The organism is Mycobacterium sp. E3305 (assembly GCF_001666785.1).
GTDB lineage: Bacteria > Actinomycetota > Actinomycetes > Mycobacteriales > Mycobacteriaceae > Mycobacterium.
Genome location: NZ_LZJA01000122.1, coordinates 19,101 through 42,917, shown reverse-complemented (window position 1 = coordinate 42,917; position 23,817 = coordinate 19,101). Strand labels below are relative to the sequence as shown.

The window sequence follows — 23,817 nt, the reverse complement described above, 5'->3', positions numbered from 1 at the left end:
CGGCGCGCCTCGATGCACGCCTGGTACCGGCCGCGCTCACCTGCTGGGTGGTGACCGCCGCCGGCATCTGGTGGCCGATCGGCAGGCCGGTGGCGGCGTGCTGTGTGGTGTTGGCCGCCGTCTCCGGCCTGCTGGCCTGGCGCGCCGCGGCCGATTCGCCGGGGCACGGCTGGTCGTGGTTGTCAGACACGGACCAGGGCGCGCAGCTTCTCCAGGCGCGCCGGGCCGATGCCGTCGACGTCGGCGAGCTGGTCGACGCTGGTGAATTTGCCGTTCGCCTGCCGCCAGGCGACGATCGCCGCGGCGGTGACCGGTCCGACGCCGGGCAGCGTGTCCAAATCCTCCGCGGTCGCGGTGTTGAGGTCGAGCACCGCATCCGCCTTCGGCTTCACCGAACCCGTCCCGGGCCGCGGCGGCTTCGACGTCGGTGTCGAACCGGCAGCCACCGAGCTGCCCAACGCCGTCGGCTGCCCGGGGCCGGGGGCCAGCCCGACGACGATCTGCTCGCCGTCGCCGAGCGGGCGCGCCATGTTCAACCCGACGGTGTCCGCGCCGTTCACCGCGCCGCCCGCCGCCTGCAGCGCGTCCGCGACCCGCGCGCCGGGCGCCAGGGTGACCAACCCGGGGCTGTGCACCAGGCCCACCACGCTCACCACCACGGGCCGGTCGGGCCCGGGGGGCACCGACGGCTTTGGACCGGCCGTCGACCCCTTCTCCACCGGCGGCAGCTTCGCCGACATCACCGGCGCCGGCCGGTCGTGAAGCAGCGTGAACACCGTCACCAGGACGGCCAGCGCGGCCACGATCGCCAATCCGATGGCGCCGGTCCGCCCCGGGTCGGCGCGCAGCCTGGCCATCCAGCCTCGATCCGGGGACGCGTCCGGCAGCCAACGTGGCAGCAGCGAATTCTGGTCCTCGTCCGCCGCCGGTGACATCGACTCCGCGCCGTCGGGCTCGGCGTCGGGTTCGGCACCGAGTCGCCGCTGGAGGCGCTCGGCGGGAAGTTCTGTCCGCATGCGCCGACCGTAGGTGCGGCGACCGCCAGCTGGGCCCCGCCGGGCGGCGCCGCGACCGGCAACTGTGGACTAAACCGAGGCTGTGCACAACCGCTCTACGCGATGGGTCAATATGGAACCAAGAACGCATCGCCAGAACCGGGCATCCATCCGACGCTGGTGGCCACGTTCACCCCCGACGACAGGAGGCCGCCGTGCAACTGGCGCTCACACCGGAGGAAGCCGCGTTCCGCGACGAACTCCGCACGATCTACACCACGAAGATCCCGGAAGAACTGCGCGAGCGGGTGCGCAAGGGCTCGGCAGAGGTGAACCACGACGACATCGTCACCAGCCACAAGATTCTGCACGAGCACGGCCTTGCGGTGCCGAACTGGCCGGTCGAGTGGGGCGGCAAGGACTGGACGCCCACCCAGCACCAGATCTGGGCCGACGAGATGCAGCTGGCGTGCGTCCCCGAGCCGCTCAACTTCAACACCAAGATGGTCGGTCCGGTGATCGCCGAATTCGGTTCGGAGGAAGTCAAACAGCGCTTCCTGCCGCCGACGGCAAGCCTCGACATCTGGTGGTGCCAGGGCTTCTCCGAGCCGGAGGCGGGTTCGGACCTGGCGTCGCTGCGCACCACCGCGGTGCGGGACGGCGACAGCTACGTCGTCAACGGCCAGAAGACCTGGACCACGCTGGGCCAGTACGCGGACTGGATCTTCTGTTTGGTGCGCACCGACCCGCAGGCGCCCAAGCGTCAGGCCGGCATCTCGTTCCTGCTGTTCGACATGAAGACGCCGGGCGTCACGCTGCGGCCCATCAAGACGATCGACGGCGGCCACGAGGTCAACGAGATCTTCTTCGAAGACGTCCGAGTGCCCGCGAATCAGCTTGTTGGAGAAGAGAATAAGGGCTGGACGTACGCGAAGTTCCTGCTGGGCAACGAGCGCACCGGCATCGCGGGCGTGGGCCGGACAAAGGTGCGCCTCGCCGAGGTGAAGAAACACGCCGCCGCCACCGGGGTGCTCGAAGATCCCCTGTTCGCCGCGCGGCTGGCCGAAGCCGAAAACGAGCTGCTGGCACTGGAACTCACGCAGTCGCGGGTGGTCACCGACTCCGCGAACGGACAGCCCAACCCGGCGTCGTCGGTGCTCAAGCTGCGCGGCAGCCAGCTGCAACAGGTGGCCACCGAACTGCTCGTCGAGGTGGCCGGCCCCGACGCGTTGCCGGCCGACGGCGAGGACATCTCGTCGCCGTCCTGGGCACAGCACAGCGCGCCGCACTACCTCAACTACCGCAAGACGTCGATCTACGGCGGCAGCAACGAAGTGCAACGCAACATCATCGCGTCCACCATCCTGGGATTGTGAGGCAGCCATGGACTTTCAGCTGAGCGACGAGCAAGGCCTGCTCCGCGACACGACGCGCGAACTGCTGGCGCGCACCTACGACCCGGAAAGCCGCAACAAAATCATCGACTCCGATCTCGGGTGGAGCCGCGAGGTGTGGAGTCAGCTCGCCGACACCGGCATCCTCGGCCTCGGCTTCGACCCCGACGAGTCGGGCCAGATCGAGATCGCGGTCGTGCTCACCGAAATCGGGCGCCGGCTCGCCCCGGAACCGGTCCTGCATGCCGCGCTCGGGCCCGGCGCGCTGATCGCCGAGTTGGGCAGCGAGGAGCAGAAGCAACTGCTCGACGAGGTCGCGGGCGGACAGCGGTTGCTGGCGTTCGCCCACCTGGAACCGGGCCAGCGCAAACCGTCCGCCGACGTGGCCACCAAGGCTGCGCGCCAAGGCGATTCGTGGACACTGAGCGGACGGAAGAACCCGGTGCTGGCCGGCGACTCCGCCGACACCCTGGTGGTCAGCGCCGCCCTGCCGGACGGCGGCACCGGGCTGTTCCTGGTCGACGCGGCGACGGTCACCAGGCATCCGTACCCGACGTTCGACGGACAACGCGGCGCCCAGATCGATCTGGACTCCACTCCGGCCGAACCCCTGGGGGAAGCGGCGGACGCGGCGCAGGCCATCCGCGGTGCTGTCATCCGCATCCAGTCGGGGCTGTGCGCCGAAGCGGTCGGAGCGATGGAGGAAGCGCTGCGACTCACGACCGATTACCTGAAGACCCGCAAGCAGTTTGGGGTCACGCTCAACAAATTCCAGGCACTCACCCAGCGGGCCGCCGACATGTACGTCTCGCTGGAACTGGCCCGCAGCATGAGCCTCTACGCGTCGATGTCGATCGCCGACGGCAACCTGGACCCGGTGATCGCCTCGCGCGCCAAGTTGCAGATCGGCCGCGCGGGCCGGCACATCGCGCAGGAATCGATCCAGCTGCACGGCGGAATCGGCGTGACCGCCGAATATCCGGTGGCCCACTATGCGGCCCGGCTCACCGCGATCGAGCACACCCTGGGCACCTCCGGCGAACACCTGCACACTCTGATCGACCACATCGGCGACTACGACTTGGTCCGGCTCTAGCCGATGACAGAGCTGTCCGACAGGGTTGTCTCCTTCCTGTCAGCCGGCACCCGCACCGGGATGCTGGGGTACGTCACCGCCGACGGCCGGCCGCTGGTGACGCCGGTGTGGTTCGTCGTCGACGATGGGCAGCTGGCGTTCACCACGGGCCGTGACACGTCGAAAGGCCGTGCCCTGGCGCGTGATCCACGAACGGTGATCTGCGTCGACGATCCTCATCCGCCGTATTCGTTCGTTCAGGTGCAGGGCGTCGCGGCGGTCGGTGACGACCCGGCCGACGTGTTGGACATCGCCACCAGGACCGGCGCGCGGTACATGGGCGCCGATCGCGCCGAGGAATTCGGCCGCCGCAACGCCGTTTCCGGCGAGCTCGTGGTGCGGCTGCGTCCCACCAAGGTGATCGCCGGCTTCGATATCAGCGACTGAGTTTCCACCCGTCAAAGGAGACGCGATGAGCAAGCCACCGACCGACCGTCCGCTCAAGGTGATCCAGTGGACCACCGGGAACATCGGGCGGCGTTCCCTGCACGCCATCATCGGCAGGCCGGACATGGAGCTGGTCGGGGTGTACGCGCACGGGGCGGACAAGGTCGGCGTGGATGCCGCCGAACTGGCCGGCTGGCCGGAACCGACGGGCGTGCAAGCGACCAACGACATCGACGCGCTACTCGCCCTGGGCGCCGATGCCTGTTGCTATAACCCGTTGTGGCCCAACGTCGATGAACTGGTCCGGTTGCTGGAATCCGGCGTCAACGTGTGCTCCAGCGCGGCGTGGATCACCGGGGGCAAGCAGACGCCCGAGGACCGCGAGCGCATCGCCGACGCCTGCAAGCGGGGCGGTTCGACCATCTTCGGCAGCGGCGCCCACCCGGGCATGACCAACATGGTGGGCATGGTCCTGTCCGGCGCCTGCGAACGCGTCGACGAGATCCGCATCACCGAGTCGGTGGACTGCTCGACCTACGAATCGGCGGAAACCCAGACGGCGATGGGCTTCTCGCAGGACCCCGATACTCCTGGGCTGGCCGAAAGCGTGCGGCGCGAAAGCGAGGTCTTCGCCGAATCGGCCGCCATGATGGCCGACGCGATCGGGGCGAAGCTGGACCGGATGACGTTCGACGTCACCTTCACCGCCGCCACCGGCGATTCCGATCTGGGCTTCATGACGATTCCCGCGGGAACGGTGGGCGGGGTTTATGGCTACCACCGCGGCTGGGAGGGCGACCGCAACGTGGTCAGTGTCGGGTTCAACTGGACCATGGGCGATCACGTGGTGCCGCCCAAACCGCTGGAGCACGGCCACGTCATCCAGGTGTACGGGCTGCCCAACATGCGCACCGTCCTGCATTGCCTGCCACCCAAGGATTGGACTGAGCCGGGGTTCATGGGATTGGGAATGATCTACACGGCCATGCCCGTCACGAACGCGGTCCCGGCCGTGGTGGCCGCCGGGCCCGGGATCGTCACGCTGGCCGATCTGCCCCCGGTCACCGGCCGCGTGGCCCGCTAGGCCCGACCCCATATGCAGTTCGCCACATCGAAGGCCCCCGGAGGAACGCTTGCGTGCACTAAGGTTTAGAGTGCTTAGCTGAGCAAATAGTCGAGAAGACAGCGATGTCGTCGACGACGTTGGTGAGCTTTGCGGCAATGCCCGGACGGCGGGTGAGCGGAAGGCGGTCAGGTGGTGGCTGGTCACGACTCGGGTCCACGTACCGGCACCATGACCCGTGTGCTCAAGCGGGCGTGGATACCACTGTTGTTGGTGGTCGTGCTGGCCGTTTCGGCGTTGATCGTTTCACGGCTCCACAGGATCTTCGGCTCTCAAGACCTCAACGCGAACGCCGGCAAGGGGATCGAAATCGTGCAGTTCAATCCGAAGGTCGTCGTCTACGACATCACCGGCCCGCCCGGGGCCACCGCCAACATCAACTACTGGGACGAGAACGCCAACACCCACCAGGTGAACGCGGCACCGCTGCCGTGGTCGACCACCATCTCGACGACCTTGCCATCGGTCAGCGCCAACATCATGGCGCAGAGCGACAGCGGTGAGATCAGCTGCAAGATCACCGTGGACGGCGTCGTGCGCGAACAGCGGAGTTCCGACGGCCACAACGCGCAGACCTTCTGCCTGGTGAAGTCCGCATGAGCAACACGAGCAACGAGACCCAGCGTGACCTGAGCGCGGCCGACACCGGCCCGATCAGCACCAGGGGCCTGTCCAAGGCCGAGCGGGGGCACCGCCCGTACCTGCCGCATGCGATCCGCATCTTCGCGGTGCCGATCATTTTGGTCTGGCTGTTCGTAACGGTCCTGGTGAATGTCATCGTCCCGACACTGGAAAAAGTTGGTGAGGCGCACTCGGCGCCGATGACCCCGCTGGACGCGCCGTCGATGAAGGCGATGATGCGCCTGGGCCACAATTTCCACGAATTCGACTCCAACAGCACGGTGATGATCGTGTTGGAGGGCCAGCAACCGCTGGGCCCCGACGCGCACCAGTACTACGACAAGCTGATTCGGCAACTCCGCCAGGATCCCAAGCACATTCAGCACATTCAGGACTTCTGGGGCGACCGACTGACGGCCGCGGGTGCGCAGAGTGCCGACGCCAAGAGCGCCTATGTGCAGGTGAACCTCGCCGGTAACCAGGGCACGACGCTGGCCAACGAGTCCGTGGACTCCGTCCGCAAGGTGATCGAGGAGAACAAGGCGCCACCGGGCGTGAAGGCCTACGTCACGGGCCCGGCCGCCTTGTCCGACGATATGCACATCATCGGTAACGCCAGCCTGGCCAAGATCACGCTGTTCACCCTGGGCGCCATCGCGATCATGTTGCTGCTGGTCTACCGGTCCATCGTCACTACGCTGGTGCAGCTGTTCATGACTTTTGTCGCGCTGGCGTGTTCGCGGGGGGTCGTCGCGGTTCTCGCGTACCACAACGCATTCGGGCTCACCACCTTCGCCGCCAACATCCTCACCATGCTGGCGATCGCCGCGGGGACGGACTACGGCATCTTCCTGATCGGCCGCTACCAGGAGGCGTTGGCCGCGGGCGAGGACCGAGAAACCGCGTACTACACCACATTCAAGGGCGTCGCGCCGGTCGTCTTGGGTTCGGGCCTGACGATTGCGGGTGCCACGTATTGCCTCAGTTTTTCGCGGCTGCCGTGGTTCAACACCATGGGGGCGCCGGTGGCGATTGGCATGATCGTGGTGGTGCTGGCGGGCGTCACGCTGGGGCCCGCGGTGGTCTTCGTCGGCAGCCGCTTCCACTTGTTCGAGAGGCAGGCGAAGCGTGGCCGGCTGTGGCGCCGGGTGGGCACCGCCGTAGTGCGTTGGCCCGCACCGGTTTTGGCCGTGAGCGCCGCGGTTGTGCTGGTCGGCATGATCGCCCTGCCCAGCTTCCACACGAGCTACAACGACCGCCATTACCTGCCCCTGTCGGCCCCGTCCAATCAGGGACAGGAGGCCGCGAACCGGCACTTCTCCGAGGCACGGATGAATCCCGACCTGCTGATGGTCGAGTCCGATCATGACATGCGAAACCCGGCCGACATGCTGGTGCTGGACCGGGTGGCCAAGAACGAGATGCGCACGCTGGGCATTGCCATGGTCCAGGACATCACCCGGCCGCTGGGCATTCCGATCCAGCACAGCTCGATACCGTTTCAGAACAGCGTCCAGAGTCAGACGACGATGCAGAACATGAGCTTCCTCAAGGAACGCATCGCCGACATCCTCCGGATGGCCGACGACCTGCAGACCCAAATCGAGACCACGCAACGCCAATACGAGGTGTCGCTGGACCTGGCCAACGCCGCCGACGACAGCGCCAAGACCACCGCGGTGACGTCGCAGATCACCGACACCCTGCGCGACCACATCGCGGATTTCGACGACACCTTCCGGCCGATACGCAGCGTCTTCTACTGGGAGCGGCACTGCTACGACATTCCCGTGTGCATCGGGCTGCGGTCCCTGTTCGACACGTTCGACGGGTTCGACCAGCTCGCCGAGCAGTTCCACTACCTGACCACCGACATCGAGCACACCGCCAAAGCCTCACGCGACCTGACTGCGCTGTTTCCCACGCTGATCACCACGCTGAAAACCACCAGGGGCATCACGCTCACCCTGTATCAGACGTTCAAGGCGATGATCGACCAGATGGAGGCGATGAGCAACACCGCGATCGTGATGGGCCAAAGCTTCGACGCGTCGAAGAACGACGACTTCTTCTACCTGCCGCCCGAGGCGTTCGACAACCCGGACTTCCAGACCGGCCTTCGAATGTTCTTGTCGCCGGACGGTAAATCGGCGCGGTTCTTCATCACGCATCAGGGCGATCCGATGTCGCCGGAGGGCATCGCGCAAGTCGACGCCGAACGCACCGCCGCGCAGGAGGGTCTCAAGCAATCGTCGCTGTCCGACGCCCGGGTCTATCTGGGCGGGACCGCCGCAACGTTCAAGGACATGGCCGACGGCGAGAAGTACGACCTGATGATCGCCGTGGTGTCCGCCCTGACGCTGATCTTCATGATCATGCTGCTGCTCACCCGGAGCGTGGTTGCGGCGTTGGTGATCGTCGGCACCGCGGCCAGCTCGATCGCGGCGTCGTTCGGCCTGTCCGTGCTGATTTGGCAGGACCTGTTCGGCATCAGGATCCACTGGATCGTGATGGCGCTGTCCGTGATCATCCTGCTGGCCGTCGGATCCGACTACAACCTGTTGCTGGTCTCCCGGTTCAAAGAGGAGATCCATGCCGGCCTCAAGACGGGAATCATCCGGTCGATGGCGGGTACCGGCGGGGTGGTGACCGCGGCCGGTCTGGTGTTTGCGTTCACCATGGCGGCCATGTTGGGCAGCGACTTGCGGGTGCTGGGGCAGTTCGGTTCGACGGTGTGCATCGGTCTGTTGCTCGACACGCTCGTCGTGCGCACGCTGCTGATGCCGTCGATTGCGACGCTGCTGGGCCGTTGGTTCTGGTGGCCGCAGGTGGTGCATCCGCGGGGTGACAACGCCCGGCGACCGGTGCCCGCCGCCGTTTAGGGCTGCACGACAACCGCGACGGCTCCGGCGCCGACGTGCAGCGCGAGCACCGGCCCCAACGGGGTGATGATCGCCGGCTCACAGGCCGGCAGCCGCCGCGCCAGCGTCGCCGCCACGTCCTTGGCGCCGTCCGGGTTGGCGACGTGATGCACCGCCAGGGCGGCGGAACCGTCGCCGACGACCTCGCAAACCCGGTCGATCATCGCCTCCGTCGCGTGGGTGACGGTGCGTACCCGTTGCGCCAGAACGAGTTTCCCGTCGTCGATGCGCAGCAGCGGCTTGAGCGCCAGCGCGGTGCCCAGCCACGCCTTCGCCCCGCCGATCCGCCCGCTGCGCCGCAGGTTGTCCAGTCGATGCACCACCATGAACGCATGGGTCCGCCGTGCGGCCGCATTCGCCGCCTCGGTGACGGCGTCGAGGTCACCGCCCGCGGCCGCGACCCGCGCGGCCGCCAACGCGACGAAGCCGGTGCCCATCGCGGTCGACTTCGAGTCGACGACCCGCACGTGCGGGTCCAGGTCGGCGGCCGTCCGTTGCGCGGCACCGCAGGTCCCCGACAACGCGGACGAGATGTGCACCGCCACCACGCCGTCTCCGCCGCTGTCGCCCAACGCTTGCTGATACGCGTCGGCCAGTTCGGCGGGTGTGGCCGCTGCGGTGGTCGCGTGGCGCTGGTAGACGTCTTCGGGGATCTCGTCGACTCCGTCACGCAGATCGACGCCGTCGAGCAGAATGTGCAACGGGACGACGCGTATCGCCCATTCGTCCAGCAGCTCGGCGGGCAAGCGCGCCGACGCGTCGGTCACCACAACGACAGTCACGGGGATTACCCGCGCGGCTTGTCGGTCGGCACGCCAGCCTCGGCCAGCGCCTTGAGCATCAGCTCGGCAACCGCTTGGTGCGCTTCGAAGTTCCAGTGGATGCCGTCGGGATTGCCCCGGCCGGACATGATCTGTTCGGCGACGGCGGCTTTCAGGTCGACCAGCGGCACATCGTGGGTCTGCGCCCACTCGGTGATCGCCGCCGCCGTTCCCGGCCGGCCATGGTGGGCGTGGGCGTAGGTGTCGGCGATGTGCACCGAGGGCAATGCCGCCACGATCGGGATCCCCGGGCGATTGAAATCGATTGCGCCGCGGGTCTGTTCGAGGTATTCAACGCTGAGATGTGGGGGCAGCGCCGACCGGGCCACCGGTGACAGCCGGGGCTGCAGCCAGCCGTAACCGTCGCGAACCCAGCGCCGCAAGCGAGGCGGACGCACGTAGCGGATCAGTTCCCGCAGCGCGGTCGGCAGCACCGACGGCAGCGAATCCATGCCGCCGGTGGCGAAGATGACGGCCCCCGCCCTGGGCAGCGCCGCCCACGCGCGCGGGTCCTGGGTGGCCGCCCACCAGATATCGCGACAGGTCCAGCCGATGCGGCCGATGAGCTCGACGTCCCAATCCAGTTGTTTGGCAACGATGTTCGGCCAGATCCGGGGGTCGTCCGCGGGCAGGCCACCGGTGGGCCCGTAGTACGCCAGTGAGTCGGCGAAGATCAGCAGAGTCGGACGCGCCTCAGAGGACATCGTTGGACACCTGCGCCGAAGCGTTCCACACGTCGAGGCGCCACCGGATGGCGTCGAAACCCGCGTCCTGCTCGTCGGAGTGACCGGACAGCTGAACCCAGCTGGCGTTTCCCATGCCGCCCAATACCGGCCAGTTGGCGACCGGGAGTTTCAGCAGGGCGGCCGACAGCGCGGCGATCAGGCCGCCGTGGGCCACCAGCACCACCGGCCGCTCGGCTTGCTGTGGATCACCCCAGTCCGGTTCGCCGGACACCAGTTCGGAGACGAGTGGCACGCTGCGGGCGGCCACATCGACGCGGCTCTCGCCGCCGTGCGGCGCCCAGGTGGCGTCCTCGCGCCAGGCCAGCCGCGCGCCCGGAGCCTGCGCGTCCACCTCGGTATGCGTCAACCCCTGCCAGTCGCCGAGGTGGGTTTCCCGCAACCGTTTGTCCACCCGGATCGGCAGGCCGGTCCGCTCCCCCAGCCTGATCGCCGTGTCGTAGGCACGATGCAGGTCCGACGACACGATCAGCAACGGCTGCAGCTTGCCCAGGACCTCGGCGGCGGCGACCGCTTGGGCGCGACCGAGCTCGCTGAGTTGGGAATCCAGTTGCCCCTGCATCCTGCTGCCGGCATTGAACTCGGTTTGCCCGTGCCGCAACATGATCAGCCGACGAATCGTCATGGCGCGCCCACCGAGCCGTCGGGTTCTTCGGTTAGATCCACGGGCACCACCGGGCAGTCGCCCCACAACCGGTCCAGGGCGTAGAAGTCGCGGTCGTCCTGGTGCTGGATGTGCACGACGATGTCGCGGTAGTCCAGCAGCGTCCAGCGCCCTTCCCGGGTGCCCTCCCGGCGCGCCGGCTTGTAGCCGGCCCTGCGCATCTTCTCCTCGACCTCGTCGACGATGGCGTTGACCTGCCGCTCGTTGGACGCCGAGGCGATCACGAAGCAGTCCGTGATGACCAGCTGGCCCGACACGTCGATCACGATGACGTCGTCGGCCAGCTTCGATGCGGCCGCACCTGCGGCCACGGTCGCCATGTCGATGGCCTCCTGCGTGGCGCTCATGTGTTGTTCCCGGCGGGCAGCGTTGATCGGCTCACGGAGTCCTTCGATTGGTCGCCGGCGCGATACAGCCGGCGCTTGGAGACGTATTGCACGACGCCGTCGGGCATCAGGTACCAGAGGGGCCGGCGTTGTTCGGCGCGCAGCCGGCAATCGGTCGACGAGATGGCCAGCGCCGGAATCTCGACGAGGGTGAGCACATCCTCGGCCAGCTCGCCCAGCACGCCGGTGATGTGTTCGCGCCGCAGCTCGTATCCCGGCCGGCTGACGCCGACGAACCGCGCCAAGTCGAACATCTCCTGCCAGCCCTGCCACGACAGGATTGAGGCGAGCGCGTCCGCGCCAGTGATGAAGTACAGCTGCGAATCCGGGTTGAGGGCGTGCAGATCCCGCAGGGTGTCCTTGGTGTAGGTGGGGCCTGCGCGGTCGATGTCGACCCGGCTGACCGAGAAGCGCGGGTTGGACGCGGTGGCGATCACCGTCATCAGATACCGGTCCTCCGCCGCGGAAACGTGCCGATCCTTTTGCCAGGGCTGGCCGCTGGGCACGAAGACCACTTCGTCGAGGTCGAACAGGTCGGCGACCTCGCTGGCGGCAACCAGGTGCCCGTAATGGATGGGATCGAACGTCCCACCCATCACACCCAGCCTGCGCAGCTCCTTTTGCACGATTTGCCAGCTTACTTGAGGCGACGCCGTCGCCCGATTTCGTCACACCGGCCACAGCAGGTCCACGCGAGAGGCTCCCGCCTGCGGGCGCCACGCTGGCGTGACACACGGCGCTCGCGATCACGCTGGCGTGACGCTCGCGGGCCGTGCCCCGGTGCCCCGTGCGCCGCGACGAGCCGGCCCTACACCGGCAGCAGCTGGTCGATCACCGCGGCCAACTGCTTGGCCGACCGGCATTCGTGCATCGTGATGACCTCTTGATAGCGCGGCACCGCCGAGTCGCCGCTGCCCCACAGGTGCTTGGGTTCGGGATTCAGCCAGTGCGCGTGCCGGCTGGCGGTCACCATGTGGGAGAGCAGCTCGGTCTCCGGATTGCGGTAGTTGGTGCGCCCGTCACCGAGCACCAGCAGCGAGCTGCGCGGCGACAGCACGTTGGGGAACGCCTGCGCGAACGACGCGAACGCGTTGCCGTAGTCGGAATGCCCGTCGCGGCTGAACACACCGGCCTCCCGGGTGATCCGCTGGATCGCCACGGCCAGATCGGCTTCCGGCCCGAACATGTGCGTCACCTCGTCGGTGGTGTCGATGAAGGCGAAGACCCGAACTCGCGAAAACTGTTGGCGCAGAGCGTGTACCAGCAGCAGGGTGAAGTGGCTGAACCCGGCGACCGAGCCGGACACGTCACACAGCACCACCAGTTCCGGCCGCGCCGGGCGGGGCTTGGCCAACACCACATCGATCGGCACGCCGCCGGTGGACATCGACTTGCGCAGCGTCTTGCGCAGATCGATCACACCCGCGCGGGACCGTCGCCGCCGGGCCGCGAGCCGGGTGGCCAGTGTGCGCGCCAGCGGCGCCACCACCCGTTGCATCTGGCGCAGCTGTTCACCCGAGGCCCGCAGGAACTCGACATTCTCCGAAAGCTGTGGGATGCCGTACATCTGGACGTGATCGCGGCCGAGTTGCTCGGCGGTGCGCCGCTTGGTCTCGGCGTCGACCAGCTTGCGCAATTGCGAAATCCGCTGCGCGGCCATGGCTTTGGCGATCTGCTCCTGCGTGGGCGTGGGCTCGTCACCATACGGGGCGAGCAGCCCCGCCAGCAGCTTGCCCTCCAGCTCGTCCAGCGCCATGGCTTTGAGCGCCTGGTACGACGAGAAGGACGGGCCCCGGCTGGAGCTGTACTTCCCGTAGGCCTCCACGATGCGCGCGATCATCGCGACGAGCCGCTCGTCCATGTCGGCGAGGTCGGGGTTCTCGTTGAGCAGGTCCAGCAGCATCTGGCGCATCGCCTCGACGTCGTCGGGCGGCAACGAGTCGTCGCCTTGTGACCCGTCGGCTCCTTCGTCGGTGACCACCGCGCGTGCGCCCAGCGCCGCGGGGAACCACAGGTCGAACATGGCGTCGTAGGTGTCACGGTGATCGGGTTGGCGCAGCACGGCGCAGGCGATGCCCTCGCGCAGCACCTCACGGTCGCTCAAGCCCAGGGTGGCCATCACGCGGCCGGCGTCCACCGTCTCGGACGGCCCCACCGAAATGCCAACTCCGCGAAGCGCTTCGACGAAGCCCACCAGGTGGCCCGGCAGCCCGTGCGGGGCGAGCGGCCGGGTGGGTCGGATGCGGCGGGCGGCCATCAGTTCAGCCGGAGCTCGCCGCTTGCGCGCTGCTGATCGGACTGATGCTTGAGGACGACGCCCAAGGTGGCGGCAACGACGGCGTCGTCGATGGTGTCCAGGCCCAGCGCCAACAGGGTGCGACCCCAGTCGATGGTCTCGGCGATGGACGGCACCTTCTTGAGTTGCATGCCGCGCAACACGCCGATGGTGCGCACCAGCTCATCGGCGAGGTGCTGGGGCAGCTCGGGCACCCGCGACAACAGGATGCGGCGCTCCAGCTCGGGACTGGGAAAGTCGATGTGCAAGAACAGGCAGCGGCGCTTGAGGGCCTCGGACAGCTCCCGGGTTGCGTTGGAGGTCAGCACGACGAACGGCGTCCGCTCCGCGGTGATCGTGCCCAGCTCGGGGACCGTCACCGCGAAGTCGGACAGCACCTCGAGCAGCAGGCCCTCGATTTCGATGTCGGCCTTATCGGTTTCGTCGATCAGCAGCACCGTGGGCTCGGTGCGCCGGATGGCGGTCAGCAGCGGCCGCTGCAGCAGGAACTCCTCGCTGAACACGTCGTCCTTGGTCTGATCCCAGTCCCCGGAGCCGGCCTGAATACGGAGTATCTGCTTGGCGTGGTTCCACTCGTACAGGGCGCGCGCCTCGTCCACCCCCTCGTAGCACTGCAGGCGGACCAGTCCCGAGTCGGTCGCCTGGGCGACGGCGCGAGCCAGCTCGGTCTTGCCGACACCGGCCGGACCCTCCACCAGCAACGGCTTGCCGAGCCGGTCGGCCAGGAATACGGCGGTGGCGGTGGCGGTGTCGGGCAGGTAACCGGTCTCGGCCAACCGTCGCGAAACGTCGTCGATGTCGGCGAACAACGGCTTGGGCCGGGCGGGCACGCTCACTATCTCGGTTCTCCTAAAGCACTTTCGTCGCGGTCAGGCGGGCCGGACTTGCCCGTCACCCCACGCGATCCACTTGGTCGAGGTCAACTCCGGCAGCCCCATCGGGCCGCGCGCATGCAATTTCTGGGTGGAGATCCCGATTTCGGCGCCGAAGCCGAACTGCTCCCCGTCGGTGAACGCCGTCGACGCGTTGACCATCACCGCCGCCGCATCGACCCCGTCGCTAAACCGTTGCGCGGCAGCCATATTGCTGGTCACAATCGCCTCGGTGTGCCCCGTCCCGTACTCGTTGATGTGAGCGATCGCGGCGTCGATGCCGTCCACCACGGCGACGGCGATGTCCATCGACAGGTACTCGCGGCGCAGGTCGTCCTCGGCGGCGTCCGCCGAAACCCCGCCGTGCACGGTCACGCCCGCGTCCTCGAGGGCCGACACCAACCGGGGCAGCGCCTTCTTGGCGATCGTGGCGTCGACCAACAGCGTCTCGGCGGCATTACAGACGCTGGGGCGGCGGGTCTTGGAGTTCAGCAGGATTCGTTCCGCGAGGTCCAGGTCGGCTCCTTCGTGCACGTACACGTGGCAGTTGCCGACACCGGTCTCGATGGTGGGCACCTGCGCGTCGCGAACCACCGCGTCGATCAGGCTCGCTCCGCCGCGCGGAATCACCACGTCCACCAGGCCGCGGGCCTGGATCAGGTGCGTCACCGTGGCGCGATCGGCGGCCGAAAGAAGTTGCACCGCATCGGCGGGCAGGTCCTCACTGACCAGCGAGGCGCGCAGCACCTGCACCAGCGCCTGATTCGACCGCGCCGCCGACGAACTCCCGCGCAACAGCACCGCATTGCCCGACTTGAGCGCCAGGCCGAAGGCGTCGACGGTGACGTTGGGCCGGCCCTCGTAGATCATGCCGACGACGCCGAGCGGCACGCGCTGCTGCCGCAGGTGCAAACCGTTCGGCAGGGTGTACCCGCGCAGCACCTCCCCGACCGGGTCGGGCAGCCCGGCGACCTGGCGCAGACCGGCGGCGATCCCCTCGACGCGTTTGGAGTCCAGCGCCAGCCGGTCGAGCATCGCGGTGGGTGTGCCCGCGGCTTCGGCAGCGCTGAGGTCGTCGGCGTTGGCGGAGAGAATCAGATCGGTGTGAGCCGCTATCGCGTCGGCCGCGGAGCGCAGCGCCTGGTCCTTGGCCACCGTCGGCAACAACGCCAGGACGCGAGAGGCGACCCGGGCGCGCCGGGCGGCATTGTGGACCTCGCGACGCAAGTCAGGAAGCGATGGTGCTTGCAGACTCATTGAACCAGGGTATCGGGCCTTGACCGGCCCAGCGCGGCGGCCCGGGTATTACGCCATCCGCTCCGCACGTAACGCGCCGGGACCGAGATTTCAAGCGTCGGCGAGTCAGCGCCGCGGTTTGGCCGGCTGCTGTCGCTCGACACCGGCATGGCCGGCCCGGTCGCGGCGGCCCGCCTCTCGCACCTTGGCCTGCCGCTCATCGATCAGTCGCCCTAAGTCTTGAAGCAGCAACGGTTTACGCATCACGAGGTGCTCGAGGTGCTCACGCTCGATCTGCAGCGCCGTCACCTCGTCCAGCGCGTAGGCGCCGGCCAGGTTGGGTTGACGGGTCAGCGCCGTCAGGCCGAGGAACGATCCCTCGTCGAGGATGCTGGCAGGCACCACCGACCCGTCCTCGGTCGTCGCCGTCAGCCGGACCCGCCCGGCGACCAGGAAGGTCATGCCCGAGGACACCTGACCGGCGGACTCGATGATTTCGTCGGCACCGTAGCGGACGAGCTTGGCGTACGGCACCAGCGATTGCTGATCGGTGTGACTCAGCCGCAACGCCGGGGCGACCACCGTGCGCAGCGCTTTCTCCACGCGCTGCTTGGTGGAGTAGTTGTCGTCGGCGCCGTCCAGCCGCAGGCGCGACCGCCGCGCGGCGTACCAGACCCAGCGCAGGAAGGTGGCTTCGGTGGCTTCCGCGTCGGCGGGCGACGTCAGCCTGATGGTGGTGCGGTACTGGGCGCCGCCCAGCGCGACGGTGGTCGGCAACACCTCCGGTCTGCGGGCCGGCAGCGCACCGGCGACCCGCGTCAACATCGCGCACACCTTGTCTGGGGCATCGCCGGCCGCGAACTTCGTGGTGATTGCACAGTCGTATGCCCGCGACGGGCGACTCAGGTTCGTGAACGACGTGCTGGCCAGCATCGAGTTGGGCATGATGCGGATGCCGCTGCCGGTGTCGATGTGGACGGACCGCCAGTTCACTTCGACGACGCGCCCCCGCGTGGTACCGGTGTCCAGCCAGTCGTTGATCCGGAACGGCTGCTCGAAGAGCATGAACAAGCCGGACACGACCTGGCCCACGGAGTTCTGCAGCATCAACCCGATGACCACCGAGGTGATGCCCAGCGCCGTGAACAGGCCGCCGATCCGGACGCCCCAGATGTAGGAGAGCATCACCGCGAGCCCGACGCCGATCACTCCGAAGCGGGCGACGTCGATGAAGATGGCGGGCAACCGCTTGCGCCAGCTTTCGTCGGGCGCGCCCTCGAACACGGTGGCGTTCAGGGCCGACAGCACCAGCACCAACACCAACAGGCCGAAGATCGTGGTGAGGATCCGCACCGAGCCATCCCCGGCCGGGATCTGCGACGCCTTGACGACCAACAGCAGCAGTGCGCCCAGCGGCAGCAGATAGTTGCGCAGCAGGCTGACCTGCCTGGCCAGGTGGCTTCTCCGCCGGACCAGCGCGCGGTGCAATTCGGTGAGCAGGATCAAACAGACCGGGAATCCCAGCGCGACCCCGATCGCCCAGTAGAACCACGACGATTCGAACAGGTTCATGATCGCTCCGACAACCGGTAGATCGCCTGGTCCGTTCCGCCGACCGAGATGGTTCCCGCGGGCGCGAACTGGCGCACGTCACGCATCGCCTCGTACACCTGCGATGTGACGTAGATGCCCGATTGGTTTGAGCCGCTCTGCATTTGGTAGGCCAGGCTCACCGCGGCGCCCCACATGTCATACACGAGCCCCGAGCGGCCGACCAGTCCGCTGATGACGTTGCCGGTGCTGATGCCCACTCGAAGGCGCAACTCGTGACCCGTCTGGTTGTTGAACCGCTCGATGATGTGGCGCATTTCGAGCGCGAAGTCGACGCTCCGGTGAATGCTGTCCAGCCGCGGCGTGACCACGCCGCAGCTGGCGAGGTAGCCATTGTGGAAGGTGCGGATTCGCTCGACGCCGAGAGATTCGGCGGCCGAGTCGAATTGCCGGAAGAGTTCGTCGACGATCCCCACCAGCTCGTCGCCGGATATGCCGACGGAGACCTCGTCGAGCCCGACGATTTCGGCGAAGATGACGGCCACGTCCTGGTGTTCCTGCGCGATGGTCTCCTGTCCCTCGCGATATCGCTGCACGACGGACTCGGGCATCAGCGCCAGCAACAGGCGGTCGTTCTCCCTGCGCTGTTCGTTGAGCAACTCCTCCTTGATCGCCAGGTTGCGGCTCATCTCATTGAAAGCCGCAGTCAGCTCGCCGATTTCGTCGCGCGTCTTCACCGGGATGTTGACCTCGTAGTCGCCCGAGGTGATCTTCTGCGTGCCGGCCTGCAGCCGACGGATCGGGCGCAACATCAGCTGGGCCAGCACCATCGACGCCACGCAGATGGCGAAGATCATGATCGACACGGCAAGCACGAGCGTTCTGCTGAACCGGCCGAGGCGAGCGAACGCGTCGGAGTTGTCGCGCGTCGCCAGGATCGACCAGTGCAGATTGGAGTTCGGCACCGTCAGCGGGGCGTAGGCCTCCAGTTCCCTGTTGCCCAGATAGTCGGTGGCGCTGAGGACTCCGGTTTGTCCGCGCTGGGCGGCGCGAAGGCCCGCGGTGGGCACCGGCTGCACCAGCGTCGTGCCACCGAGTCGGATGGCTTGCTCGACGACGTCGGGCGGGGTGCCGGACGCCACGGCCTCGCGTTTGTACTCGGCGGGATCCTCGAGGAAAAGCCTTGAGTCGGAACGCATCAGGTTATCTGGACCGGCGAGGTAGGTCTCGGTGGCCGGGCCCATCCCGGCGGCCTCCCAATGTTTGTCGGCCGTCATGATCTTGTTGATCTTCGAGATCGGCAGCGGCAGCGCCATCACGCCGTTGAATCTTCCGTTCATTCCCACCGGCGACACCACCCACGCCGTCGGGGCGTCGAGCTGCGGCTGGTACGGCTGGAAGTCGGTGATCCAGACGAAGTCGAGATCGTTGGAGCGCAGGGCCTTTTGGTATGCGTCCCGCAGATTGGACTCGCGGTACGGGCCGGTGAGGATGTTGGTGCCCAGATCGGGGCCCTTGTTCACCGAGTACACGACGTTGCCCTGCATGTCCAGCAGCAGCGCATCCGGGTACTCGAAACGGGTGACGATGTCGCGCATGTAGAAGCCGTAGCGGCCGCTGGCCGCCGACCAGGCGCTGCCGTCCCCCGCGTCCTCGACCTTCCTCGCCTCGGCGATCGATGGGTACTGCGCGGTGTAGTTGGCCTGAAGGTACTTCTGCGCGTTGGAACTCGGGAAGATCGCGTTGCGATCGAGCTCCTCACCGGTGATGCGCTTGATCGGCTTGATCATGTTGTTGTCGTAGTAGTTGACGAGGGCCTGCTGTTGGGCCGGGGTGATCGTCGCGTTGGACAACTGCGCGAAGCCATCGGTGAACGCCGTGGTCGCCTCGACGATGCTGAAGCCGCCGCTGTACACGATCAGCGAATTCGTGACCTCTTTGAACAGTGACTGCACCTGCCGCGCCTGGGACTCGCGCAGTTCGGTGAGTCGCTCGGATTCGACCTGGCGCAACGCGTTGCGGCCCGACGACGCCCCGATGAAGGCGATCACCCCGATCGACAGGATGCTGCACAACAGCAGCGTCAGCAGGAGCTTGGATTGCAGGCCGATCCGGAAGAGCCGACGACGGCGGAACTTACGGCCTCTACGGGCCTCGCCCGATTGCGCCACAACCGTTTCGGCCGGGTCGGGTGCCGGGGCGGGCGCAGGTGCGTTCTGGGAAGCCGGCTCAGCGTCTCGTAGCTCGCTCGATGTCACTCGACTTCGCCCTTCCTCGGACAGGCAGCATCGCTCACGCAGCACACTAGCGCGCGCGCCTCGAGATATGGGCGATTGCGGCAAAGCGTTCAAGGCGAAGAACGCTCGGGCCTTCAACAACCCGACTGAGTGCACCTATCCTTGGCGCTATGAGCGACGCCTGCGCGGACGGTTGCGGCTGCGGCCCCAGCGACGTGGCGACCGTCCGGGGCGCCGAGCCCGACGCCGCTTGGACACGCGCCGCGCGCCGGGCGCGATGGCTCGCGTGGGCGAGCCTGTGCTGGATGTGCGCGGAGGGCGCGCTCGGGCTGTGGCAGGGGTTCGCCGTCGGGTCCATCTCGCTGATCGGCTGGGCGCTCGGCAGTGCCGTCGAGGGCTTGGCGAGCGTGATCGTCGTGTGGCGGTTCACGGGTGACCGCACGCTGTCGGAGACCTCGGAGCGCCATGCCCAGCGCGGGGTGGCCGTCTCGTTCTGGCTCATCGCGCCCTACATCGCTCTCGAATCGGTCCGGAATCTGCTCACCGGGGCCCGACCCGGGACGACGGTGATCGGGATCGCCTTGACCGCGGTGGCGCTGGTCATGATGCCGCTGCTGGGATGGGCCAAGCGGCGGCTCGCCGGCCACCTGAACTCGCGGGCCACCGCCGGGGAGGGCACCCAAAACTATTTGTGCGCCGCGCAGTCCGCGGCGGTGCTGCTGACGCTGGCCGTCATCGCCGTGTGGCCGGGCGGCTGGTGGCTGGACCCGGCGGTCGGCCTGGTCATCGCCGGTGTTGCGGTCCGCGAGGGATTTGTGGCGTGGCACGGCGAGGACTGCGGATGCTGATGCAAGAGCCAAAATCGCGGCGCCGCAGACTGTTTGGCGGTTGCAATCGACTGACGTCGGCGTAATGGCGCGAGTCTGCGTGGTCGGCAGCGTGAACATGGACCTGTCGCTGCGCGTCGACACCCTCCCCCGCCCCGGCGAGACGGTGCTGGCGTCGTCGCTGACCTCCGCGCCGGGCGGCAAGGGGGGCAATCAGGCGGTGGCGGCGGCGCGTGCGGGTGCGCAGGTGCAATTCGTCGGAGCGGTCGGCGACGACTCGGCCGCGGCGCGGTTACGCGCCCACTTGCTGGACAACGGGGTGGCTCTGGACGGCACCGCCGCAGCGCCCGGGCCGAGCGGCACGGCGATCGTCGTTGTCGACGCCGACGCCGAAAACACCATCGTGGTGGCGCCCGGGGCGAACGCGCGGCTGACGCTGGACCGCGCCGCCGCGCGCGGCGCCATCAGCGGCTGCGACGTCTTGTTGACGCAGTTGGAGATCCCCGCGCAGGCGGCGGCGACCGCGGCACAGCTGGCCCGTTCGGCCGGCGCGGTCGTCATCGTCAACGCCTCACCGTCCGGGCAGGACCCCGGCTCGTTGTCCGACCTTGCCGCCGCGGCAGACGTGGTCATCGTCAACGAGGCCGAGGCCGACGAATGGCCGTGGCGCCCCGATCACCTGGTCACCACCCTGGGGGCGCGCGGCGCGCGGTACGCAGGTGTCGACGGCGACTTTGTGGTGCCCGCTCCGGCGGTGGCCGCGGTGGACACCACCGGCGCCGGGGACGTGTTCGCCGGTGTGCTCGCGGGAAGCTGGCCACCCCATCCGGGCTCGCCCGCCGGACGGCTGCACGCGCTGCGACGCGCCTGCGCCGCGGGGGCGCTGGCGACGCTGGTAGCCGGTGCCGGCGACTGCGCACCGGATGCCGAAGCGATCGACGCGGCGCTGCAATCGCTGGCCTGACCTGCGGTTGGCAGCAGTTGGCAGCGTCCGGCGTCGATCTGGCAGTGGTTCGCGGGCAACGTCGGTGGCGATCGTTTTCAGCCATCGAGAAAGGAACATCATGTCCGCTACCACGATTGATCGCACGGGCACCCGGGACGGCCTGCTGCGCCTGGCCATGCGCGCCGACGCCGCCATCAGCGGGCTGGTCGGCCTGGCCGGCATCCCGCTGGCCGGCCGGCTCGCCGAGCTCTCGGGTACCACGAAAGCGTTCGAGTACGGGATGGGCGCCTTCTTGCTCGGCTACGGCGTGCTGGTGTTCGGGCTCGCCAACCTGCCGTCGGTGCGCCGCGCCGGCATGGCCGTCATCATCGGCAACCTGCTCTACACCGTGGCCGCCGTGGTGCTGGTGCTCACGGACGTCTTCCCGCTGACCTCGGCCGGCGTCGCGTTGAACCTGGCGGCCGGGGCCTACACGCTGGTGTTCGCGGAGCTGCAATACCAGGGCTGGCGCCGCGCGAGGGCGTGAGCCGGGCCGTTCGTGGCCCGTCCGGCGATCCCGGGCGGGCCCGCAGCACGTTATTCCTCGGGAATCTGGCGGTCGATCTCGTCGAGCCAGATGCGCGCGGACATGTCCGACGGGGCGCGCCAGTCACCGCGGGGCGACAGCGCGCCGCCGTGCGACACCTTCGGGCCGTTGGGCAGCGCCGAACGCTTGAATTGGCTGAACGAATAGAAGCGCTGCACGAAGACCCCGAGCCAATGCCGAATCTCCTTCAGCGAGTAGGTCGGTCGCTTGTCCTCGGGGAATCCCGGCGGCCAGTTGCCCCGCTCGGGGTCGCTCCACGCGTGCCAGGCCAGGAACGCGATCTTCGACGGCCGGAACCCGTAACGCAACACGTGGAACAGTGAGAAGTCCTGCAGCGCATACGGTCCCACCTTGTCCTCGCTGCTCTGCAGCTCTTCCTCTTCGCCCTTCGGGACGAGCTCCGGGGAGATCTCGGTGTCAAGCACCGACTCCAGCACGTCGGTGACGTCGGATTCGAACTGGCCGGACGAGATCACCCAGCGGATCAGGTGCTGGATCAGCGTCTTCGGGACACCGCCGTTGACGTTGTAGTGCGACATCTGATCGCCCACCCCGTAGGTCGACCAGCCCAGCCCGATCTCGGAGAGGTCGCCGGTGCCGAGCACGATTCCGCCGCGCTGGTTGGCCAGCCGGAACAGGTAGTCGGTGCGCAGGCCCGCCTGCACGTTCTCGAAGGTGACGTCGTAGACCTTTTCCCCACGCCCGAACGGGTGGTCCATCTCTTTGAACATCACCATCGCGGTCTCGGTGATGTCGATCTCGGCGAAGGTGACACCGAGCGCGCGGCACAGCTCGATCGCGTTGCGTTTGGTGCGGTCGCCCGTCGCGAAACCGGGCAGCGTGAACGCGAGAATGTCGCTGCGCGGCCGTTCCTCCCGGTCCATCGCGCGCGCGGCGACGATCAGCGCGTGCGTCGAATCCAGGCCGCCGGAGATCCCGATCACGATCTTCGGGTAGTTCAGCGCGCGCAGCCGCTGCTCGAGCCCCGAAACCTGGATGTTGTAGGCCTCGTAGCAATCCTGTTCCAGGCGTTCGCGATTGGCCGGGACGAACGGGAAACGCTCCACGTCGCGGCGCAATCCGAGGTCGCCGGCCGGCGGCTCCAGCCGGAAGTCGACGCGCCGGAACGACTCGGCCGCCCCGCGATGGTGGCGCCGGTTGTCGTCGAACGTCCCCATTCGCAGGCGTTCTGAGCGCAGCAGGTCGAGATCCACATCCGCGACGCTGCGTCGCTCCCCTTTCGGGAAGCGCTCGGACGAGGCCAGCAGTTCGCCGTTCTCCCAGACCATGGTCTGACCGTCCCAGGCCAGGTCGGTGGTCGACTCGCCCTCGCCCGCGGCGGCGTAGACGTAGGCGGCCAGGCAGCGCGCCGACGCCGAGCGGGCCAGCAGGCAGCGGTCTTCGGCGCGGCCAATCGTGATGGGACTGCCGGACAGGTTCGCCAGCACCGTCGCGCCGGCCAACGCCGCCTCCGCACTGGGCGGGATCGGCACGAACATGTCCTCACAGATTTCGACATGCAGGACGAAGCCGGGGATGTCGGAGGCGGCGAACAGCAGGTCGGGGCCGAACGGGACGTCGGCGTCGCAAATCCGGATGGTGCCGCGCTCGTCATCTCCCGGCGCGATCTGGCGTCGTTCGTAGAACTCCCGATAAGTGGGCAGGTACGACTTGGGCACCACCCCCAACACGGCGCCACGGTGAATCACCACCGCGGTGTTGTAGATGCGATGGCGATACCGCAGCGGGGCGCCGACGACGAGGATCGGTAGCAGATCGGTCGAGGACGCGACGAGGCTCTCGATCGCGGCCGTCACGTCGTCGAGCAGGAGGTCCTGCATCACGATGTCCTCGATCGAATACCCGGACAGCGTCAGCTCGGGGAACACCGCCACCGCGACGCCGTCGTCGTGGCACTCGCGCGCCAGCCCCAGGACCGACTCGGCGTTGGCCGCCGGATCGCCGATCGTGGTGTGATGGGTGCACGCGGCAACCCGGACAAAGCCCTGGCTGTAAGCGTTGTAAAAGTCCATCGCCCTTCCATTGTCGCCTGACCGGTGTCAACCCGCGGCCGCC

21 protein-coding genes and 1 pseudogene are annotated in these 23,817 nt (G+C 67.9%); 10 read left to right on the top strand and 12 right to left on the bottom strand.

What is annotated here, in order from left to right; genetic code table 11:
• Window positions 1-158 (top strand): annotated as a pseudogene (locus A5701_RS28840) (competence protein); the annotation flags it as partial.
• Between the two features lie 24 nt (window positions 159-182).
• Here A5701_RS28840 and A5701_RS11060 read toward each other — a convergent pair.
• On the bottom strand, window positions 183-1,016 hold the full coding sequence (locus A5701_RS11060) for a ComEA family DNA-binding protein (RefSeq protein WP_067752546.1): 834 nt from the start codon (window positions 1,014-1,016) through the stop codon (window positions 183-185).
• A gap of 194 nt (window positions 1,017-1,210) precedes the next feature.
• Between A5701_RS11060 and A5701_RS11055 the strand changes: the two genes are divergently transcribed.
• The 6 genes from A5701_RS11055 (at window position 1,211) to A5701_RS11030 (ending at window position 8,537) form a co-directional block, all read left to right on the top strand.
• Window positions 1,211-2,371 (top strand): acyl-CoA dehydrogenase family protein, encoded by a 1,161-nt coding sequence (locus A5701_RS11055; protein WP_067752544.1) that lies wholly within the window; start codon window positions 1,211-1,213, stop codon window positions 2,369-2,371.
• Window positions 2,372-2,378: 7 nt separating this feature from the next.
• On the top strand, window positions 2,379-3,485 hold the full coding sequence (locus A5701_RS11050; RefSeq protein ID WP_067752536.1) for an acyl-CoA dehydrogenase family protein: 1,107 nt from the start codon (window positions 2,379-2,381) through the stop codon (window positions 3,483-3,485).
• 3 nt (window positions 3,486-3,488) lie between these two features.
• Window positions 3,489-3,911 (top strand): PPOX class F420-dependent oxidoreductase, encoded by a 423-nt coding sequence (locus A5701_RS11045; RefSeq protein ID WP_067752535.1) that lies wholly within the window; start codon window positions 3,489-3,491, stop codon window positions 3,909-3,911.
• 25 nt (window positions 3,912-3,936) lie between these two features.
• A complete protein-coding gene (locus A5701_RS11040) occupies window positions 3,937-4,995 on the top strand; it encodes a dihydrodipicolinate reductase (protein ID WP_067752533.1) in 1,059 nt (352 codons plus the stop codon).
• Window positions 4,996-5,205: 210 nt separating this feature from the next.
• Window positions 5,206-5,634: an MmpS family transport accessory protein gene (locus tag A5701_RS11035; RefSeq protein WP_067752531.1), complete on the top strand. Its 429-nt coding sequence runs from the start codon at window positions 5,206-5,208 to the stop codon at window positions 5,632-5,634.
• Window positions 5,631-8,537, top strand: a complete 2,907-nt coding sequence (locus A5701_RS11030; RefSeq protein ID WP_067752526.1) for an RND family transporter — start codon at window positions 5,631-5,633, stop codon at window positions 8,535-8,537. Before A5701_RS11035 ends, A5701_RS11030 begins: the two co-directional genes overlap by 4 nt.
• On the opposite strand, the gene A5701_RS11025 is transcribed toward A5701_RS11030, so the two are convergent.
• From A5701_RS11025 to A5701_RS10980, 10 genes are all read right to left on the bottom strand, one after another.
• The gene (locus A5701_RS11025; protein WP_067752523.1) at window positions 8,534-9,358 is read right to left on the bottom strand and encodes a DegV family protein; all 825 of its coding nucleotides are present in this window, start codon (window positions 9,356-9,358) and stop codon (window positions 8,534-8,536) included. The two genes, A5701_RS11030 and A5701_RS11025, sit on opposite strands and share 4 nt — an antisense overlap.
• 5 nt (window positions 9,359-9,363) lie before the next feature.
• Window positions 9,364-10,101, bottom strand: coding sequence for a diglucosylglycerate octanoyltransferase (gene octT, locus A5701_RS11020; protein ID WP_067752519.1), 738 nt, complete (start codon window positions 10,099-10,101; stop codon window positions 9,364-9,366).
• Entirely contained in the window at window positions 10,091-10,765 is a 675-nt protein-coding gene (gpgP, locus tag A5701_RS11015) for a glucosyl-3-phosphoglycerate phosphatase (RefSeq protein ID WP_067752517.1), read from the bottom strand. The genes octT and gpgP overlap by 11 nt, the downstream gene beginning before the upstream one ends.
• Complete coding sequence (gene rsfS / locus A5701_RS11010) at window positions 10,762-11,151, bottom strand: ribosome silencing factor (RefSeq protein WP_067752515.1); 390 nt, start codon at window positions 11,149-11,151, stop codon at window positions 10,762-10,764. Before rsfS ends, gpgP begins: the two co-directional genes overlap by 4 nt.
• Window positions 11,148-11,804, bottom strand: coding sequence for a nicotinate-nucleotide adenylyltransferase (gene nadD, locus A5701_RS11005; protein ID WP_255369132.1), 657 nt, complete (start codon window positions 11,802-11,804; stop codon window positions 11,148-11,150). Before nadD ends, rsfS begins: the two co-directional genes overlap by 4 nt.
• 194 nt (window positions 11,805-11,998) lie before the next feature.
• Window positions 11,999-13,447, bottom strand: a complete 1,449-nt coding sequence (locus A5701_RS11000) for a VWA domain-containing protein (RefSeq protein ID WP_067752513.1) — start codon at window positions 13,445-13,447, stop codon at window positions 11,999-12,001.
• Complete coding sequence (locus A5701_RS10995; protein ID WP_067752510.1) at window positions 13,447-14,322, bottom strand: MoxR family ATPase; 876 nt, start codon at window positions 14,320-14,322, stop codon at window positions 13,447-13,449. The genes A5701_RS11000 and A5701_RS10995 overlap by 1 nt, the downstream gene beginning before the upstream one ends.
• A gap of 33 nt (window positions 14,323-14,355) precedes the next feature.
• Window positions 14,356-15,615: a glutamate-5-semialdehyde dehydrogenase gene (locus A5701_RS10990; RefSeq protein WP_067752508.1), complete on the bottom strand. Its 1,260-nt coding sequence runs from the start codon at window positions 15,613-15,615 to the stop codon at window positions 14,356-14,358.
• A gap of 105 nt (window positions 15,616-15,720) precedes the next feature.
• Window positions 15,721-17,166 (bottom strand): mechanosensitive ion channel domain-containing protein, encoded by a 1,446-nt coding sequence (locus tag A5701_RS10985; protein ID WP_067752505.1) that lies wholly within the window; start codon window positions 17,164-17,166, stop codon window positions 15,721-15,723.
• Entirely contained in the window at window positions 17,163-19,403 is a 2,241-nt protein-coding gene (locus A5701_RS10980) for an adenylate/guanylate cyclase domain-containing protein (RefSeq protein WP_067752503.1), read from the bottom strand. Before A5701_RS10980 ends, A5701_RS10985 begins: the two co-directional genes overlap by 4 nt.
• Before the next feature lie 149 nt (window positions 19,404-19,552).
• Between A5701_RS10980 and A5701_RS10975 the strand changes: the two genes are divergently transcribed.
• From A5701_RS10975 to A5701_RS10965, 3 genes are all read left to right on the top strand, one after another.
• Window positions 19,553-20,230 carry a cation transporter gene (locus A5701_RS10975; protein WP_082969722.1) on the top strand — a complete coding sequence of 226 codons (678 nt, stop codon included), beginning with the start codon at window positions 19,553-19,555 and terminating at the stop codon, window positions 20,228-20,230.
• 64 nt (window positions 20,231-20,294) lie between these two features.
• A complete protein-coding gene (locus A5701_RS10970) occupies window positions 20,295-21,173 on the top strand; it encodes a PfkB family carbohydrate kinase (RefSeq protein ID WP_067752501.1) in 879 nt (292 codons plus the stop codon).
• Between the two features lie 100 nt (window positions 21,174-21,273).
• Window positions 21,274-21,681, top strand: a complete 408-nt coding sequence (locus tag A5701_RS10965) for a hypothetical protein (protein ID WP_067752556.1) — start codon at window positions 21,274-21,276, stop codon at window positions 21,679-21,681.
• Between the two features lie 50 nt (window positions 21,682-21,731).
• Here A5701_RS10965 and A5701_RS10960 read toward each other — a convergent pair whose 3' ends face one another.
• Window positions 21,732-23,774 carry an NAD(+) synthase gene (locus A5701_RS10960; protein WP_067752497.1) on the bottom strand — a complete coding sequence of 681 codons (2,043 nt, stop codon included), beginning with the start codon at window positions 23,772-23,774 and terminating at the stop codon, window positions 21,732-21,734.
• Window positions 23,775-23,817: the final 43 nt, after the last annotated feature.

Coding starts and splice junctions, on each gene's coding strand:
- A5701_RS10965 (WP_067752556.1), top strand. CDS start 21,274: ATGTCCGCTACCACGATTGATCGCACGGGCACCCGGGACGGCCTGCTG.
- A5701_RS10985 (WP_067752505.1), bottom strand. CDS start 17,166: ATGAACCTGTTCGAATCGTCGTGGTTCTACTGGGCGATCGGGGTCGCG.
- A5701_RS11045 (WP_067752535.1), top strand. CDS start 3,489: ATGACAGAGCTGTCCGACAGGGTTGTCTCCTTCCTGTCAGCCGGCACC.
- A5701_RS11040 (WP_067752533.1), top strand. CDS start 3,937: ATGAGCAAGCCACCGACCGACCGTCCGCTCAAGGTGATCCAGTGGACC.
- A5701_RS11060 (WP_067752546.1), bottom strand. CDS start 1,016: ATGCGGACAGAACTTCCCGCCGAGCGCCTCCAGCGGCGACTCGGTGCC.
- A5701_RS11030 (WP_067752526.1), top strand. CDS start 5,631: ATGAGCAACACGAGCAACGAGACCCAGCGTGACCTGAGCGCGGCCGAC.
- A5701_RS11050 (WP_067752536.1), top strand. CDS start 2,379: ATGGACTTTCAGCTGAGCGACGAGCAAGGCCTGCTCCGCGACACGACG.
- A5701_RS10970 (WP_067752501.1), top strand. CDS start 20,295: ATGGCGCGAGTCTGCGTGGTCGGCAGCGTGAACATGGACCTGTCGCTG.
- A5701_RS11000 (WP_067752513.1), bottom strand. CDS start 13,447: ATGGCCGCCCGCCGCATCCGACCCACCCGGCCGCTCGCCCCGCACGGG.
- octT (WP_067752519.1), bottom strand. CDS start 10,101: ATGTCCTCTGAGGCGCGTCCGACTCTGCTGATCTTCGCCGACTCACTG.
- A5701_RS11035 (WP_067752531.1), top strand. CDS start 5,206: ATGACCCGTGTGCTCAAGCGGGCGTGGATACCACTGTTGTTGGTGGTC.
- A5701_RS10975 (WP_082969722.1), top strand. CDS start 19,553: ATGAGCGACGCCTGCGCGGACGGTTGCGGCTGCGGCCCCAGCGACGTG.
- A5701_RS10960 (WP_067752497.1), bottom strand. CDS start 23,774: ATGGACTTTTACAACGCTTACAGCCAGGGCTTTGTCCGGGTTGCCGCG.
- gpgP (WP_067752517.1), bottom strand. CDS start 10,765: ATGACGATTCGTCGGCTGATCATGTTGCGGCACGGGCAAACCGAGTTC.
- A5701_RS10990 (WP_067752508.1), bottom strand. CDS start 15,615: ATGAGTCTGCAAGCACCATCGCTTCCTGACTTGCGTCGCGAGGTCCAC.
- rsfS (WP_067752515.1), bottom strand. CDS start 11,151: ATGAGCGCCACGCAGGAGGCCATCGACATGGCGACCGTGGCCGCAGGT.